Below are 15,155 nucleotides of genomic sequence, written 5' to 3' on the forward strand. Positions count from 1 at the left end.
CACGAACAGCAGATGGAATTGCTAGAGCAGAAACTGGAAGGTAACAATACCCCCCTTACAGGGGGGTATTCTGGAAAGCCACCTTCCAGGAAGGTGGTCTTTTACTAATTAAAGGTTTTTATAACATGCTGTCCCACCGCGTACAGTTGAGCTATTCATTGAACCAACCGGTAAGTAAACAGCTGTATTAGCACCATCCACTTCAAGCAAATTACTGGTGGCAGCAGGTATGAGACCAAACTTCTGAATATCTCCCCACTCGTTCCAGAGTGTTCCGCTAGAACCACTTCGAGCTCCAGCTACGCTTAGAACCAGTTTTGCATCTGGAGATGAATATCCCTGGGATGGGCACCACGTTTCACCAAAGGTAGTTTCGTCCATACCATCATGGAATATAAACCATTTTTCGAGACTAAATTTATATTCTATGGCCGCCCCTCCAGTTTTTGGGGTTGCGCTTATAGTGACAGGACTACTGTTCCCGGTAGAAATAAACTCTACTGTTCCAGAAGCGTCAACGGATACCCAGTCACTGTCTACACTCCAGTTATAATCACTGTTTTTAGATTTATCTCCTTTGATTGCAAATTGGAACTTGGCGCCAACAAAGCCAGTTTTAGGGAAGCCCAAGTCAAGACCAAAATTAGAACCATTTACCGCCAGTAGAGTGGATGATGGCATGGGTTCAGGAGGTGGCGCTATAAACGTCAGGTCAATTTCACCACCTGTGTCGGATGAATTTGTCTTACTTTGAGCCTTAATAGTAACTGATTCTCCGGTTACATCTGTTACATTTAGTTGTACTACACCGTTTATATCGGTTGCCACTGTTGTGGTTTTTTCAGCTGTACCCAACATGGCTGAGCCTGTGGTAGTAAATACAACATCTTCATTCGGCACCAAATTTCCCTTTGCATCCTTCACTGTAGCGGTGACCACAACAGCAGATTTACCATCAGCTACTTGTTCCACAACATCTGAAGCCAGAGTTGTCACTGCAGTCGATGCATTAGCTTTAAAATGGACTGAAGCTGTCTGGCTTACCTCTTTAATAGTCGCCGTTACGGTGTATGTACCCGATATCTCACTTGTCAGGTCTGTATGGGCAAGGCCATAAGCATCTGTGATGGCTGAAGCGGTTACAACCGTCGCCCCCGTCGTCACACTAAACGTCACAGTCATTTCTGGTACTAAGTTACCGTTAGCATCCGTCACTTTCGCTTGAACGCTGTCAGTAGCCTGACCATCAGCTATCACATTATCAGTCGTAACTGTGAGGTTATTTGCCGTAAGTGTGGCAGTGCTGCTGTCGGCCACGAAGGTGGTGTCGACAGACTGGCTGTTGCCGTTCACCGTGGCGGTGACCGCAGAAACGCCGGCCTTGGTACTGGTCAGGGTGGTGGTGGCGAAGCCGTCAGCATCGGTGGTGGCGGAAGCGGTGGTCACGGTCGCGCCGTTGGTGGCGGAGAAGGTGACCGCAGCGTCTTTCACTGCGTTGCCCTTGGCATCGGTGACAACCGCCTTGACGGCGTTGGTGGCGGTCCCGTCGGCCTTGGCGTTGTTGGTGGTGATCGTCAGGTTGCCGTCGGTGATGGTGGCGGTGCTGCTGTCGGCCACGAAGGTGGTGTCGACAGACTGGCTGTTGCCGTTCACCGTGGCGGTGACCGCAGAAACGCCGGCCTTGGTGCTGGTCAGGGTGGTGGTGGCGAAGCCGTCAGCATCGGTGGTGGCGGAAGCGGTGGTCACGGTCGCGCCGTTGGTGGCGGTGAAGGTGACCGCAGCGTCTTTCACTGCGTTGCCCTTGGCATCGGTGATAACCGCCTTGACGGCGTTGGTGGCGGTCCCGTCGGCCTTGGCGTTGTTGGTGGTGACCGTCAGGTTGCCGTCGGTGATGGTGGCAGTGCTGCTGTCGGCCACGAAGGTGGTGTCGACAGACTGGCTGTTGCCGTTCACCGTGGCGGTGACCGCAGAAACGCCGGCCTTGGTGCTGGTCAGGGTGGTGGTGGCGAAGCCGTCAGCATCGGTGGTGGCGGAAGCGGTGGTCACGGTCGCGCCGTTGGTGGCGGTGAAGGTGACCGCAGCGTCTTTCACTGCGTTGCCCTTGGCATCGGTGATAACCGCCTTGACGGCGTTGGTGGCGGTCCCGTCAGCCTTGGCGTTGTTGGTGGTGACCGTCAGGTTGCCGTCGGTGATGGTGGCGGTGCTGCTGTCGGCCACGAAGGTGGTGTCGACAGACTGGCTGTTGCCGTTCACCGTGGCGGTGACCGCAGAAACGCCGGCCTTGGTGCTGGTCAGGGTGGTGGTGGCGAAGCCGTCAGCATCGGTGGTGGCGGAAGCGGTGGTCACGGTCGCGCCGTTGGTGGCGGTGAAGGTGACCGCAGCGTCTTTCACTGCGTTGCCCTTGGCATCGGTGATAACCGCCTTGACGGCGTTGGTGGCGGTCCCGTCAGCCTTGGCGTTGTTGGTGGTGATCGTCAGGTTGCCGTCGGTGATGGTGGCGGTGCTGCTGTCGGCCACGAAGGTGGTGTCGACAGACTGGCTGTTGCCGTTCACCGTGGCGGTGACCGCAGAAACGCCGGCCTTGGTGCTGGTCAGGGTGGTGGTGGCGAAGCCGTCAGCATCGGTGGTGGCGGAAGCGGTGGTCACGGTCGCGCCGTTGGTGGCGGTGAAGGTGACCGCAGCGTCTTTCACTGCGTTGCCCTTGGCATCGGTGATAACCGCCTTGACGGCGTTGGTGGCGGTCCCGTCGGCCTTGGCGTTGTTGGTGGTGACCGTCAGGTTGCCGTCGGTGATGGTGGCAGTGCTGCTGTCGGCCACGAAGGTGGTGTCGACAGACTGGCTGTTGCCGTTCACCGTGGCGGTGACCGCAGAAACGCCGGCCTTGGTGCTGGTCAGGGTGGTGGTGGCGAAGCCGTCAGCATCGGTGGTGGCGGAAGCGGTGGTCACGGTCGCGCCGTTGGTGGCGGTGAAGGTGACCGCAGCGTCTTTCACTGCGTTGCCCTTGGCATCGGTGATAACCGCCTTGACGGCGTTGGTGGCGGTCCCGTCGGCCTTGGCGTTGTTGGTGGTGATCGTCAGGTTGCCGTCGGTGATGGTGGCGGTGCTGCTGTCGGCCACGAAGGTGGTGTCGACAGACTGGCTGTTGCCGTTCACCGTGGCGGTGACCGCAGAAACGCCGGCCTTGGTACTGGTCAGGGTGGTGGTGGCGAAGCCGTCAGCATCGGTGGTGGCGGAAGCGGTGGTCACGGTCGCGCCGTTGGTGGCGGAGAAGGTGACCGCAGCGTCTTTCACTGCGTTGCCCTTGGCATCGGTGATAACCGCCTTGACGGCGTTGGTGGCGGTCCCGTCGGCCTTGGCGTTGTTGGTGGTGACCGTCAGGTTGCCGTCGGTGATGGTGGCGGTGCTGCTGTCGGCCACGAAGGTGGTGTCGACAGACTGGCTGTTGCCGTTCACCGTGGCGGTGACCGCAGAAACGCCGGCCTTGGTGCTGGTCAGGGTGGTGGTGGCGAAGCCGTCAGCATCGGTGGTGGCGGAAGCGGTGGTCACGGTCGCGCCGTTGGTGGCGGTGAAGGTGACCGCAGCGTCTTTCACTGCGTTGCCCTTGGCATCGGTGATAACCGCCTTGACGGCGTTGGTGGCGGTCCCGTCGGCCTTGGCGTTGTTGGTGGTGACCGTCAGGTTGCCGTCGGTGATGGTGGCGGTGCTGCTGTCGGCCACGAAGGTGGTGTCGACAGACTGGCTGTTGCCGTTCACCGTGGCGGTGACCGCAGAAACGCCGGCCTTGGTGCTGGTCAGGGTGGTGGTGGCGAAGCCGTCAGCATCGGTGGTGGCGGAAGCGGTGGTCACGGTCGCGCCGTTGGTGGCGGTGAAGGTGACCGCAGCGTCTTTCACTGCGTTGCCCTTGGCATCGGTGATAACCGCCTTGACGGCGTTGGTGGCGGTCCCGTCGGCCTTGGCGTTGTTGGTGGTGATCGTCAGGTTGCCGTCGGTGATGGTGGCGGTGCTGCTGTCGGCCACGAAGGTGGTGTCGACAGACTGGCTGTTGCCGTTCACCGTGGCGGTGACCGCAGAAACGCCGGCCTTGGTGCTGGTCAGGGTGGTGGTGGCGAAGCCGTCAGCATCGGTGGTGGCGGAAGCGGTGGTCACGGTCGCGCCGTTGGTGGCGGTGAAGGTGACCGCAGCGTCTTTCACTGCGTTGCCCTTGGCATCGGTGATAACCGCCTTGACGGCGTTGGTGGCGGTCCCGTCAGCCTTGGCGTTGTTGGTGGTGACCGTCAGGTTGCCGTCGGTGATGGTGGTGGTGCTGCTGTCGGCCACGAAGGTGGTGTCGACAGACTGGCTGTTGCCGTTCACCGTGGCGGTGACCGCAGAAACGCCGGCCTTGGTGCTGGTTAACGTTGTTGCGGCGATACCATTTTTATCGGTAGGCACTTTTTCATTAACGATTTTTGCATTATTTTGCGTACTAAAGGTGACCAAAACATTTTCAAGTGGGTTGCCGTTGGCATCGGTGACAACCGCCTTGACGGCGTTGGTGGCGGTCCCGTCAGCCTTGGCGTTGTTGGTGGTGACCGTCAGGTTGCCGTCAGTGATGGTGGCGCTGCTGTTGTCCTGAGTGAAGTGTGTGTCGACCGATTTGCTGCTACCGTTAACAGTGGCAGATACCGGTACAATGCCCGGGGCTGAACTGGTCAGTTCGGTGGTGGCAATCCCTTTCTCATCGGTAATTGCGGACGATGACACAATGGTAGCACCGGCCGCGGTAGTGGAGAACGTCACAGTGGTTCCGGAGACAGGATTACCGTTTTTATCGGTGACTATGGCCTGAACAGCGTTTGTTTCACTGTTGTTCGCTACAACCTTGTCTCTGATGACGGTCAGGTTGCCATCGGAAATGGCCGCGCTGCTGCTGTCGGCAATGAAGCTAACTGGTGCGCTCTGGCTGGCACCGTTCGCTGTCGCAGTCACGTTTGATTTGCCTGCATGAGTGTTAGTCAGGTTTGTCGTAGCCAGACCGTTTGCATCTGTGACTACAGAGTCTGCAGTGACGTGAGTACCATTATCGGCAGTAAACGCCACCGCGACACCGGCAACAGGATGATGGGAAGCATCGGTTACTTTTGCCTGAACCGTATCAGTGGCTTTGCCATCCGCTACCGCTCCGTCGACAGTAACCGTCAAATCCCCTGCGACTATAGTGGCTTCCGGTTCGCTGACATGGATTTCCGTTGTTTCACGGTTCGATTTATTTTTTTGAGCATCATAAGCAACAGCGCTGACGTGATAAACATTGGTTCCCGTACTGCTGAACGGTGGATAGGTCACGTTAAGCGTTTGTTTATTGACGATCGCTGCAGACCCGCCTGCTACCAGGATTTCGCTGTAATCCCAGTCAATATGATCGACGCCATATTTAGCCCGTACGGTGGCATCGATATTTCCTGTATTACCAGCTTTTCCTTCCAGGGTAGCTGGTAACGTCAGGTGGATCAGGTCCTGTTTTTTATACTCCAGAACCACATCATTATTACGATCAACAAGATCAAGACGGCTGCCGGCGAGTGTACGGCGGGCGGCAATGAGAGAGTCATCTATCTGTTTGTTCCACGGCAGGCCCAGCTGATAGTTAAACTCCAGATTTACGCTGGTGTCATTCTGACCACTCTGACCCTGTCGGTGATCAACACTGACCGTAACCAACGGTACAGGAGTGTAATTCAGCCCCATGGTAACCGCTTTAGGATCGTCAGAACGGTCGTCCTTGCTGAAAAGGGCAACCTCATTTCCACGGTACTGTTCATAAACCAGCTTGCCACCCAACTGAGGATAAGCCGGTAACCAGCCTTCCGCGCGGATGTCAAAACCATCTGCTGGACGTTCATCATAATCTGCAAAATCACGGGACTGATGCCAGTCTGTGATGCCGCTGTAGGTGTTCGCGCCGAGTTTCAGATAATCGGTCCATGCTTCAAGACCAAAACCGATACGACGGTTGTGGCCCGTCACATCGTCATCATAAAAGCTGTTAATACCGTACATCCATTTCCCCTGGAAAGTACGGAAGCCCACACCCGCATTAACAGTATTACGGGAATCTTTGTTCCGGTAACCGAGCTGGGTGAACAATAAATGGTTGTTTCTGTCATACAGTGGCAACAGCACATCCAGTGAAGACTCATCAAGATTCAAATCTTCATCAAGATTGATCTTTGCTTTGGCTGTACCAAACTGACCCAGCCATTCCTCGACAGAAGAAACGGCTGCGCCGGTGGCTATACCTTTGGCCATTCCGATGGCCTGTTCACCCGGATGGTCGGAAGTTAATGTAGAACCAGCTACGGATGCCCTGTTAGCCCAGACTGAACCTGTATCGGTTAGAGGACTGTCAGACTGATCTTTCTGATTTTGTTTCGTGACAGGAACATCAATTTCATCACCTTCTCCAATCTTTGAGAAGGGCTTACTAAACGTTCTGAAAACGTTGAGTTTTTTCAGTTCGTCCACACTGATTGAGTACCGGGCCGCCACGACCGCCGCAGTTTCGTCTTTTTTTAATGTGTAAGGTGTGGTGTTAATCTCACTGGATGCGAGTGGTTTGCTTTGTGCCCGGGATATTAAGGGTATAAAAGCGGGCATTGCGGCGCTGGACAGTTGCGTAAAGATACACACAGCTGCCGAGAGTTTACTTAACTTAGGATTCATTATGACCCCATGAATTACGGTAATGGTTCAACTTTTTTCCTTAAAGGAATAAAAACGCAGCCCAAGGCGATAATAATGAAAAGCAAGATGTAGCTATGCTTTTCATTAATTAAAGCCAATGGGTGAGATGGGTTTTTACGCGTTTATTATGTGATTAAGATAAAAAATTACAACTCGTTACTGGTGCCAATTTGGACTTTGAAAAATTTATTTCATTTCAATGGGTTGCAGGAGTTAAAAGAACCTGATCTTGATCCAATTTTGGACTTTCAGTTGCTTTAAGGTTCTTTGTTGTGTGGTTATAATCTAAAGGATTATTTAATGCCCTGTAAAATTTTCAACGGGAGTTTTATGCAAACCGTGATTAACTTAAAGTCAGAAAAACAGAAACTTATTGTTCTCCATTCATTTGAGGAATTCAAAAAATGGTATTTACGTTTTTTTGATTTAAGTATTTTTGCCGAAGGTGAAGTCAGTGCCCTTCTAAACGAGGGGAAACCTGAACATTATCCCTGTATACCACTGATCCTTGATAAGGATATGAATCTTATTTTTTTTGATGTAGCCTCTGTAAACTTCTGGTGCGAACAGTTGAAATTTATGAACTTAAAGCATAAGCATTAAGTTGATAAACCCAAAACTTGTGCTAAAAATTACATTCACTGGCTTGTTTTGATTTCAACTATGAACATAAATTCAACCCGCACTAACACCCATTACTTGAAAGTAACAATGGGAAAAGTTGAACCGTTTTTGAGTTATGGGCACTATAGTGCAAAGACACGACTTACTATTAATAAAAAACATATTGAAAAATGTTATTTCATTAAAAGTGGTGCGATTTCTTTATAATGATATCCTGGTGGCGTATTACTCGAAATTTTTGATGTGCCGACAGTGTATTATCCGATCTCAAGACAGGTGGGTAAATTACGATAGAAAGGGAGATTTTACGTGGAGTAAAAAATCTCCCGCAGAAATACTAAATTAATCGTTACTACATTATTTTCACTAATCATTTCAGCAACAGTCCAGAAGAGCGCTCAACAGGATGTTATTTATGCATAAAGTTTATATCATTTCTGATAACCAGTATTTTGCAGTGGGAACTGAAGGTATTTTAAACATAATGAATTCAAACATCGTTCACCCATAGGATACACTGGACGGCTTACAATATCCGTAGGGAGGGCTCTGTTACGTATATTTAAGAGATCGTAAGTTACAACATAGGTTATGTGATTTCTTGAGAAATATGCCGTGTAAATTTATATTTTTTCCTGCCAAATATTCGATGCGTTGTAGGATCGGAATTTCTGTATTATTTCTGGTCAGCAAAATTAGATATTATCACCTTACAGAGAAAAGCCGCGCAGATATCACTTCACTGGATTAATACACAAGGCAGGTGGATTACCATGTAGCATGGAAATATTTTTCGGCCGCAGGCTTACACTGGAGCAGTGTGTAAAAATGTTATCGAGGCCGAAAGTAGCGGGTAAGAGTTACGGATATCCGGTTATGATTATTGATTATCACTGTAAAAAAAAATGGAAAATGGCAGGCATAAATGAGCATGACACAATCAGAAAGCTGACAAGAGAGAATACCGGTCTGCTTACTTGCCGGGTGGGAGAGGGAATCTTCTAAAAGTATCACCCTCAAACCACGCGGTTATCGAATTTACGCGTGGTGGGGTAGGTGTGGAAGGGAATTACAGGCTTGGGTATTTCCCGTTTTCATCAACTAAAAAAATCTGAGATAAGTACCAGTTATCGCTCTGCCTGAACAATTGATATTCATAGATCGGGGAGTAATATTGTTGCGATAACCTGGTGGTAACAATGGCGACATCGCCAGTGATTTTTGTAGAGATGATCTTCTCCTGCTCAGGGTCATGAGAGGACTCAGAACCAAAAGCGATAGGTTCGCCTTCAAAATCGGGCTTTGTGTACTTTTTTAAAAGTTCATTCCAGTGCTGCTGCGCCAGCGGCATCGTATCTTTATCTTTGTGAATCTGGCTTTGCTGGAAAGCGTGATCGTTCCAGATTTTATAATCGTGCTGGAAAGCAATCACGACGTGTTCCGGTGTATTTGCCATTAGGTCTCCTGCCTTGAATAAACCCACGCTTAAGAAAATGAGTTGAATCAGCAATTTCTTCATAGCTTTACTCGCTTAATTGTAAGAGTCGTTGTGAGTGTCTCCGATGCGTTTTCCTGAAGTCAACTCATCAGGCAGCAGATATCGTGCCTGCTTTGTGAAGAGCAGGAGCGCCCGGCAGGTGATCCAGAAATCGGGCAGCCTGCCGCGTAGACTGTACCGACATTGTGTTTTACACTTCGCGCTGCAAAAATTAAGTAGCTAAATGATTAACCAGGCGGTAATGGCGATGAACGGAAAGATCACAACGTGGTTTAAAGATAAAGGTTTTGGTTTTATCAAAGATGAAAACGGCGACAACCGCTATTTTCATGTGATTAAGGTCGCCAACCCGGAGTTGATTAAAAAAGACGCGGCGGTGACGTTCGAACCCACCACCAATAACAAAGGGTTATCGGCGTACGCGGTGAAAGTGGTCCCGGAAAGTAAATACATCTTTATCGCGGGCGAGCGCCTGAAGCTCACCGCGATCAAGTCTTATCTGGTTTACAGCGAAGAAGTCCCTGCCGATGCCCGCATTGATAAAGAAAATGCGGTGCTGTCTGTCGGCGCGTTAATGAGCAGCATCAGGCCGAAATCAACCGCAAAGCCGGGTGAAATGCGCTCGCTGAAAAAGCTGGCGATCACCACGTTCCAGGGCGAGACGTTAATCTTCTCGGAAGACGAGATTGATATCGATGCCACAGTGAAAATGCTTAAATTAAAATAATTTGGATTGCATGACAGGCGAGCGTAGAAACGACGATGACAAAACTTACCTTACAAGAGCAGATGCTAAAAGCCGGTTTAGTGACCAGCAAAAAGATGGCTAAAGTCCAGCGCACGGCAAAAAAATCACGCGTTCAGGCGCGTGAGGCCAGGGAGGCCGTAGAAGAAAATAAGAAGGCGCAACTGGAGCGCGATAAGCAGCTCAGCGAACAACAAAAACAGGCTGCGTTATCGAAAGAATATAAAGCCCAGGTGAAGCAGTTGATTGAAATGAACCGTATTGCGGTTGCCAAAGGCAATATTGAATTTAACTTCACCGATAACAACCTGATTAAAAAGGTTGTAGTAGATAAGACGACGCAAGCGCAGTTGATCAATGGCCGTCTCGCCATTGCGCGTCTGGCTGTTGATGGCAAGGACACAGTTGACTACGCCATTATTCCCGCCAGCGTGGCGGACAAAATCGCGCAGCGCGATGCAGACAGCATTGTGGTAAACAGCGCGCTTAGCCAGGAAGCGCAGGATGAGGACGATCCGTATGCCGATTTTAAAGTGCCTGATGATTTGATGTGGTAACTGAGAGTGTCGTTACCGGCTGCCAATGATAATGTCCACGCCATTCAGCCAGCGCGGGTTGCGCTGGCGACGTTTTTCCTTTCATGAACGACGGCTTACTCCTTCGCTTAATGCACGGGGAGCTGAGCCAGGATCCTGCACCTCATAGTCAATCCATCCCTGCGGTATCGAGATTTGATATTGTCAGGAGGCATTGACTCAAAAAAAACAGGGATAGGCCAGATGATAACAAAAAGCCGAATTATCGTTGATTTTTCAATGTCAGTGCTTGAGCGCACCGAAGCGGGCAAGCTGATAAAAGCTTATGAGAAAGCGTGCATTAAGCCCTACGGATCTATTGCCTTCATCAAGCGGGCCGCAGGGTATATTTTCATTTTTGCGGCGATGTTTACTATTCTGCAAATGATTATGCAGATTATTAATGTCCCTCATGATGACAGCATGATGGCCCGAACCCGGGTGATAAATATCGTTCTGCTGGCGCTGTTCGCGCTTTCGCTGGCCTTGTTTAACCTTTATGACAGGCTGTTAAGCAAGGCCATGAAAAAAAATGCAGACGCGGAGCAAACGGATGATGAACTTGCTCAGAGAGTGAAGCTTACCCGGTATTATGTCGAAAACATCACCCCTTCAGCGACCGGGCGCGTCTACTGGAAACATATTAAAACGAGTTACCGAAAAGGTGGCTTTATCTTTATTCATATGCGAAATGACAACTGTATTGTCATTCCTGAGCGGGTTTTTACTTCCGAAAGTGAGGCCGCAGGCGCTGTAGAATTTATCCATGCGCAGATTGCCTGGCGGAAACAGCAGGCCGGGTAAATCCCGGCGATCTAATAAGATAAGCCCAGGACAGAACGCCAACGCGGATGGTGTGTTGAAATTTACTTCTCTTCGTTAATTTGAGATCGCAGGATCGCTGTGAATTCTTTACGCTTTCTCGTGGCCCATTCAGGGTTGATAGCGAGCATTAACCGGTATTGCTTGCGGAAATAAATATCCCTGAATTCCTTTTCAGGCGAACTGTTTAACGCCGCATAGCGTGAAGCCAGGCCCGCCACGCCACACTCAACAAACCAATAAAGGATCTCATCATCACTGGACGTGACTTTACGCGCTATTTCGATGCCCCTTTCACAGACAATAAAATGGTATTCCTGGCCATGAATTTCCAGCCAGGGTGTCGCCAGACCATCCGGGCTATCAGGAATAATGAAGTAATGATTGGGCCTTATTCCTCCACCTAACTGCTCTCCAATTTTAAGAAGTTCCGCCCGTAGTTCTTCAATCGTTTTCACAGGCATTTATTTTTCTTGTAGGTTAACCATTCATTCCAGACATCCTCCGGATCGATATCGGGATAACCACGGCTGTTGGCCATATCTACTGCAATTTCTTCCGGCAACGCCATAGCAGTGGCATTATCGCGTATCGACTCAACTTCATCGCGGGTCAATTCACGACCCGTTTCTTGCTCTTTTGCTTCCAGCACTGCCACAAGCGCAGGGATAAATACCATCACCATTCTCAGTCAGACTCCATTACGCGTTAAATTTCAATCATTCTGGCACAGATACGCCATCACCACATGCCCTCAATTTTCTACCCATCACCTTCAAATTTTCAGCGTATCAATAACGGCGCGTAGCGCGGGCGACACATTACGGTGCGGATAGTAGAGAAATGCACCGTCCAACCGCAGGCTGTAGCGATGCAATACACGGATCAAACGGCCATACTTTACATCATCGGCAATCAGCTCTTCAGGAACATAGCCCAGCCCCAGACCCAACCGTGCAGCTTCCGCTTCCATGTAACTGTCAGAAAACACCCACTGGCCCTGCGGGCGATGGGTTATTTTTTTATCGTCCAGATTGAGCTCCCATTGGTACAGACTCCCGTCGGCAAACTGGTAGGCGATACAGGGATGTGTAACTAAATCAGCGGGTGTTTGTGGAAAGCCGTAGCGCCGGAAATGGTCTGGCGTGCCCACAACGGCCATTTCCATGTCAGGGGAAATACGCACCGCTACCATGCCGCTGCCGACTTCGCCTCCCAGGCGGATACCGGCATCGAAGCGCTCGGCGATAATATCGACAAACCGGCTTTCGCTGATCAGTTCAAGCTGGATATCAGGATAGCGCTGTTTAAATACCGCCAGCTTCGGTAGCAGCACTTTGTCAATGGCGTGCTGGCTGGCATTGATGCGTACCGTGCCGGACGGCGTATGGCGATAATGTGCCAGCGTCGCGAGCCCCGAATCTAACGCATCAAAGCCGGATTCAATCGTCTGGTAGAGCTGCTCGCCCGCCTGGGTTAACGATAATCGGCGCGTGGTGCGCACCAGAAGCTGTACGCCCAGCCGTTCTTCAAGTTCGCGCACAGAACGGCTGATCCCGGATTGCGCGAGCCCCAGCCGCTGTGCCGCAGCGGTAAAACTGCCTTCCTGCACCACCGCCATAAACAGGTAGAGATCGTTATAGTTTTCCCGTTTCGCCATCCGCGCATCCTCAGCCCTTATTCATAACAAATTGATATTAATTCTAGCACTTTTTGGCCTCTAATCAGCATAAATACTGCTAACTATAATGACCGCATTGCAACAAAGCACAGCAGCGTTGTCCGTAAGAAACCTGTACCGATACCGTGTTTTTAGGGGGAATTTACATGCGCGTTTTCACCAAAAAACTGACAGCCGCGATACCTGCCATGCTGCTATGCGCATCACTAAGTGGAGTCACGACAATGAGTTATGCTGATACAACCCATCCAAACTTGCCCGTTTCGATGGTGAAAAAATGGGATAAAATCTTCGCCGAGAGCACGAAGGTCGATCACCGTAAGGTGAGTTTCCAGAACCGCTACGGGATCACCTTAGTTGGCGATCTGTATATCCCGAAAAACCGTGGCGATCGCAAACTTGCCGCGATTGCGGTGAGTGGCCCATTCGGCGCGGTTAAAGAGCAATCCAGCGGCCTGTATGCGCAGACGCTGGCGGAGCAGGGCTTTATCACCCTGGCCTTCGACCCGTCTTATACCGGTGAAAGCGGCGGCCAACCGCGTAATGTCGCCTCTCCGGATATCAACACCGAGGACTTTAGCGCGGCGGTAGATTTCCTGGGGCTACAGAAAGAGGTGGATCGCAACCGCAACGGTTTGCTCGGCATCTGCGGCTGGGGCGGGATGGCGTTAAATGACGCCGCCATGGATACCCGCGTAAAAGCAGTCGCGACCAGCGTGATGTATGACATGAGCCGGGCGATGGGCCACGGCGTGGGCGATGGCAAAGACCGTTACACCACCGCCGATCGCCGCGCCGTGTTGCAGTATCTGAACCAGCAGCGCTGGAAGGATGCGGAAAACGGCACCTTTGCGCCTGGCGGCCACGATATTTATGTCGACGAAAAGGGCAACGCCAGCGCGGGAAATCGTATTCTGCCAGAAGCGTTACCGGCGGACCCGCACCCGGTGCTGAAAGAGTTTTTTGATTATTACCGGATGCCGCGCGGTTACCACGAGCGTTCCGTGAACTCGACGGGCGCCTGGAACGCGACAATGCCGCTGTCGTTTATGAATATGCCGCTGCTGAGCTACGCCAGCGAAATCACCATCCCGACGCTGGTGGTGACCGGTGAAAACGCGCACTCCCGTTATTTTGCGGAAGATGCTTTTAACGCGGTGGGCAGTAAAGATAAACAACTGGTCATTGTCCCGGGGGCCAACCATGTCGATTTATATGACAACGTGGCCGGAAAAATTCCATTCGACAAATTCGAACAATTTTTCAAAACCAGCCTGAAAGCTGAAAATGTCCACACTAATCCGTAAAACATCACACCGCAAAGCGCACGCACACTGGAGCGGCGTTTTTGCGATGACCCTGTGCGTCTTTGCACTTATTGCCTCGGAATTTATGCCGGTCAGCCTGCTTACGCCGATCGCCAGCGATCTGAATATTTCCGAAGGGCTGGCAGGCCAGGGGATAGCGATCTCCGGCGCGCTGGCGGTAATAACCAGCCTGTCGATCTCGGGCATAACCGGAAATATCAACCGCAAATATGTCCTGCTGGGGATGACCGCGCTGATGGCATTATCAGGAATGGTCATCGCCCTGGCTTCCAGCTACCTGGTGTATATGGCGGGGCGGGCCCTGATCGGTATCGCTATCGGCGGTTTCTGGTCATTGTCCGCCGCCACGGCCATTCGGCTGGTGCCGGCGCATCAGGTGCCCCGCGCATTAGCCATTTTTAACGGCGGGAATGCCCTTGCGACCGTGGTGGCCGCGCCGCTTGGCAGCTATCTCGGCACCACCATCGGCTGGCGCGGAGCCTTTATGTGCCTGGTGCCGGTGGCGATAGTGGCGTTTATCTGGCAGTGCGTCAGCCTGCCGGCTATGGAAAATGATAAAAGCCAGGCACCACGGGGCTCGGTGTTTCGACTGTTCCGCAACCCTGTCGTGCGGGTTGGCTTACTGGCCTGCGGGCTGTTCTTTATGGGGCAGTTTGCGTTATTTACCTATGTGCGGCCGTTTCTGGAGACGGTGACCCGGGTGAGCGCGGGCAGCTTGTCGTTGATCCTGCTGGTCATTGGCGTGGCGGGTTTTATTGGTACGCTGATCGTTACGCCGTTCCTGAACGCGAAATTTTATCTGACACTAACGGCTATCCCGTTGCTGATGGCTGCCATTGCCGGGACGCTGATCCTGGCTGGACACAGCGTCGCGGCAGTTGCGCTGCTGTTAGGTTTCTGGGGGCTGTTGGCGACCGCTGCGCCAACGGGATGGTGGACGTGGATTGCGCGGACGCTGCCTGAAGATGCCGAGGCGGGCGGCGGGCTGATGGTCGCCGTGATCCAGCTTTCTATCGCGCTTGGTTCAACGGCAGGTGGCATGGTGTTTGACAACCAGGGCTGGCAAAGCGCGTTTGCACTGAGCGGCGCGCTACTTCTGAGCGCTGGCGTGCTGACATTTCAAACAGCCCGCCAGAACGGCAACATGAATTAGCGCAGC

General features: G+C 51.9%; 12 protein-coding genes. 7 read left to right on the plus strand and 5 right to left on the minus strand.

What is annotated here, in order from left to right:
• Nucleotides 1–108: 108 nt before the first annotated feature.
• A complete protein-coding gene (locus ACVV26_RS10995) occupies nt 109–6,702 on the minus strand; it encodes an Ig-like domain-containing protein (RefSeq protein ID WP_474801549.1) in 6,594 nt (2,197 codons plus the stop codon).
• 351 nt (nt 6,703–7,053) lie between these two features.
• Between ACVV26_RS10995 and ACVV26_RS11000 the strand changes: the two genes are divergently transcribed.
• Both ACVV26_RS11000 and ACVV26_RS11005 read left to right on the plus strand, forming a co-directional pair.
• Nucleotides 7,054–7,326, plus strand: coding sequence for a hypothetical protein (locus ACVV26_RS11000; protein WP_474801551.1), 273 nt, complete (start codon nt 7,054–7,056; stop codon nt 7,324–7,326).
• 801 nt (nt 7,327–8,127) lie between these two features.
• Nucleotides 8,128–8,352, plus strand: coding sequence for a DUF1187 family protein (locus ACVV26_RS11005; RefSeq protein ID WP_474801553.1), 225 nt, complete (start codon nt 8,128–8,130; stop codon nt 8,350–8,352).
• A 64-nt stretch (nt 8,353–8,416) separates the two neighbouring features.
• Here ACVV26_RS11005 and ACVV26_RS11010 read toward each other — a convergent pair whose 3' ends face one another.
• Nucleotides 8,417–8,803 carry a hypothetical protein gene (locus ACVV26_RS11010; RefSeq protein WP_474801555.1) on the minus strand — a complete coding sequence of 129 codons (387 nt, stop codon included), beginning with the start codon at nt 8,801–8,803 and terminating at the stop codon, nt 8,417–8,419.
• A 283-nt stretch (nt 8,804–9,086) separates the two neighbouring features.
• Between ACVV26_RS11010 and ACVV26_RS11015 the strand changes: the two genes are divergently transcribed.
• The 3 genes from ACVV26_RS11015 (at nt 9,087) to ACVV26_RS11025 (ending at nt 10,969) form a co-directional block, all read left to right on the plus strand.
• On the plus strand, nt 9,087–9,572 hold the full coding sequence (locus tag ACVV26_RS11015; RefSeq protein ID WP_312979686.1) for a cold-shock protein: 486 nt from the start codon (nt 9,087–9,089) through the stop codon (nt 9,570–9,572).
• 35 nt (nt 9,573–9,607) lie between these two features.
• Nucleotides 9,608–10,147 (plus strand): DUF2058 domain-containing protein, encoded by a 540-nt coding sequence (locus ACVV26_RS11020; protein WP_312979313.1) that lies wholly within the window; start codon nt 9,608–9,610, stop codon nt 10,145–10,147.
• A 222-nt stretch (nt 10,148–10,369) separates the two neighbouring features.
• Nucleotides 10,370–10,969 carry a hypothetical protein gene (locus tag ACVV26_RS11025; RefSeq protein WP_474801557.1) on the plus strand — a complete coding sequence of 200 codons (600 nt, stop codon included), beginning with the start codon at nt 10,370–10,372 and terminating at the stop codon, nt 10,967–10,969.
• 62 nt (nt 10,970–11,031) lie between these two features.
• Here ACVV26_RS11025 and ACVV26_RS11030 read toward each other — a convergent pair whose 3' ends face one another.
• From ACVV26_RS11030 to ACVV26_RS11040, 3 genes are all read right to left on the minus strand, one after another.
• Nucleotides 11,032–11,445, minus strand: a complete 414-nt coding sequence (locus ACVV26_RS11030) for an Imm63 family immunity protein (RefSeq protein WP_474801559.1) — start codon at nt 11,443–11,445, stop codon at nt 11,032–11,034.
• A complete protein-coding gene (locus tag ACVV26_RS11035; RefSeq protein WP_474801561.1) occupies nt 11,442–11,672 on the minus strand; it encodes a hypothetical protein in 231 nt (76 codons plus the stop codon). The genes ACVV26_RS11030 and ACVV26_RS11035 overlap by 4 nt, the downstream gene beginning before the upstream one ends.
• 90 nt (nt 11,673–11,762) lie before the next feature.
• A complete protein-coding gene (locus ACVV26_RS11040) occupies nt 11,763–12,647 on the minus strand; it encodes a LysR family transcriptional regulator (protein ID WP_474801563.1) in 885 nt (294 codons plus the stop codon).
• A 167-nt stretch (nt 12,648–12,814) separates the two neighbouring features.
• On the opposite strand from ACVV26_RS11040, the gene ACVV26_RS11045 reads away from it, so the two are divergent.
• The gene (locus ACVV26_RS11045) at nt 12,815–13,975 is read left to right on the plus strand and encodes an alpha/beta hydrolase (RefSeq protein ID WP_474801565.1); all 1,161 of its coding nucleotides are present in this window, start codon (nt 12,815–12,817) and stop codon (nt 13,973–13,975) included.
• The gene (locus ACVV26_RS11050; protein WP_474801567.1) at nt 13,956–15,149 is read left to right on the plus strand and encodes an MFS transporter; all 1,194 of its coding nucleotides are present in this window, start codon (nt 13,956–13,958) and stop codon (nt 15,147–15,149) included. The genes ACVV26_RS11045 and ACVV26_RS11050 overlap by 20 nt, the downstream gene beginning before the upstream one ends.
• The last annotated feature ends 6 nt before the right edge of the window (nt 15,150–15,155 follow it).

Source organism: Atlantibacter sp. MEI4A-1023 (assembly GCF_056155425.1).

What these genes read in the sequence shown, in the direction of transcription:
- ACVV26_RS11020 (WP_312979313.1), top strand. Translation starts at nt 9,608, where the DNA reads ATGACAAAACTTACCTTACAAGAGCAGATGCTAAAAGCCGGTTTAGTG.
- ACVV26_RS11035 (WP_474801561.1), bottom strand. Translation starts at nt 11,672, where the DNA reads ATGGTGATGGTATTTATCCCTGCGCTTGTGGCAGTGCTGGAAGCAAAA.
- ACVV26_RS11000 (WP_474801551.1), top strand. Translation starts at nt 7,054, where the DNA reads ATGCAAACCGTGATTAACTTAAAGTCAGAAAAACAGAAACTTATTGTT.
- ACVV26_RS11045 (WP_474801565.1), top strand. Translation starts at nt 12,815, where the DNA reads ATGCGCGTTTTCACCAAAAAACTGACAGCCGCGATACCTGCCATGCTG.
- ACVV26_RS11005 (WP_474801553.1), top strand. Translation starts at nt 8,128, where the DNA reads ATGGAAATATTTTTCGGCCGCAGGCTTACACTGGAGCAGTGTGTAAAA.
- ACVV26_RS11050 (WP_474801567.1), top strand. Translation starts at nt 13,956, where the DNA reads ATGTCCACACTAATCCGTAAAACATCACACCGCAAAGCGCACGCACAC.
- ACVV26_RS11025 (WP_474801557.1), top strand. Translation starts at nt 10,370, where the DNA reads ATGATAACAAAAAGCCGAATTATCGTTGATTTTTCAATGTCAGTGCTT.
- ACVV26_RS11010 (WP_474801555.1), bottom strand. Translation starts at nt 8,803, where the DNA reads ATGGCAAATACACCGGAACACGTCGTGATTGCTTTCCAGCACGATTAT.
- ACVV26_RS11015 (WP_312979686.1), top strand. Translation starts at nt 9,087, where the DNA reads ATGGCGATGAACGGAAAGATCACAACGTGGTTTAAAGATAAAGGTTTT.
- ACVV26_RS10995 (WP_474801549.1), bottom strand. Translation starts at nt 6,702, where the DNA reads ATGAATCCTAAGTTAAGTAAACTCTCGGCAGCTGTGTGTATCTTTACG.
- ACVV26_RS11040 (WP_474801563.1), bottom strand. Translation starts at nt 12,647, where the DNA reads ATGGCGAAACGGGAAAACTATAACGATCTCTACCTGTTTATGGCGGTG.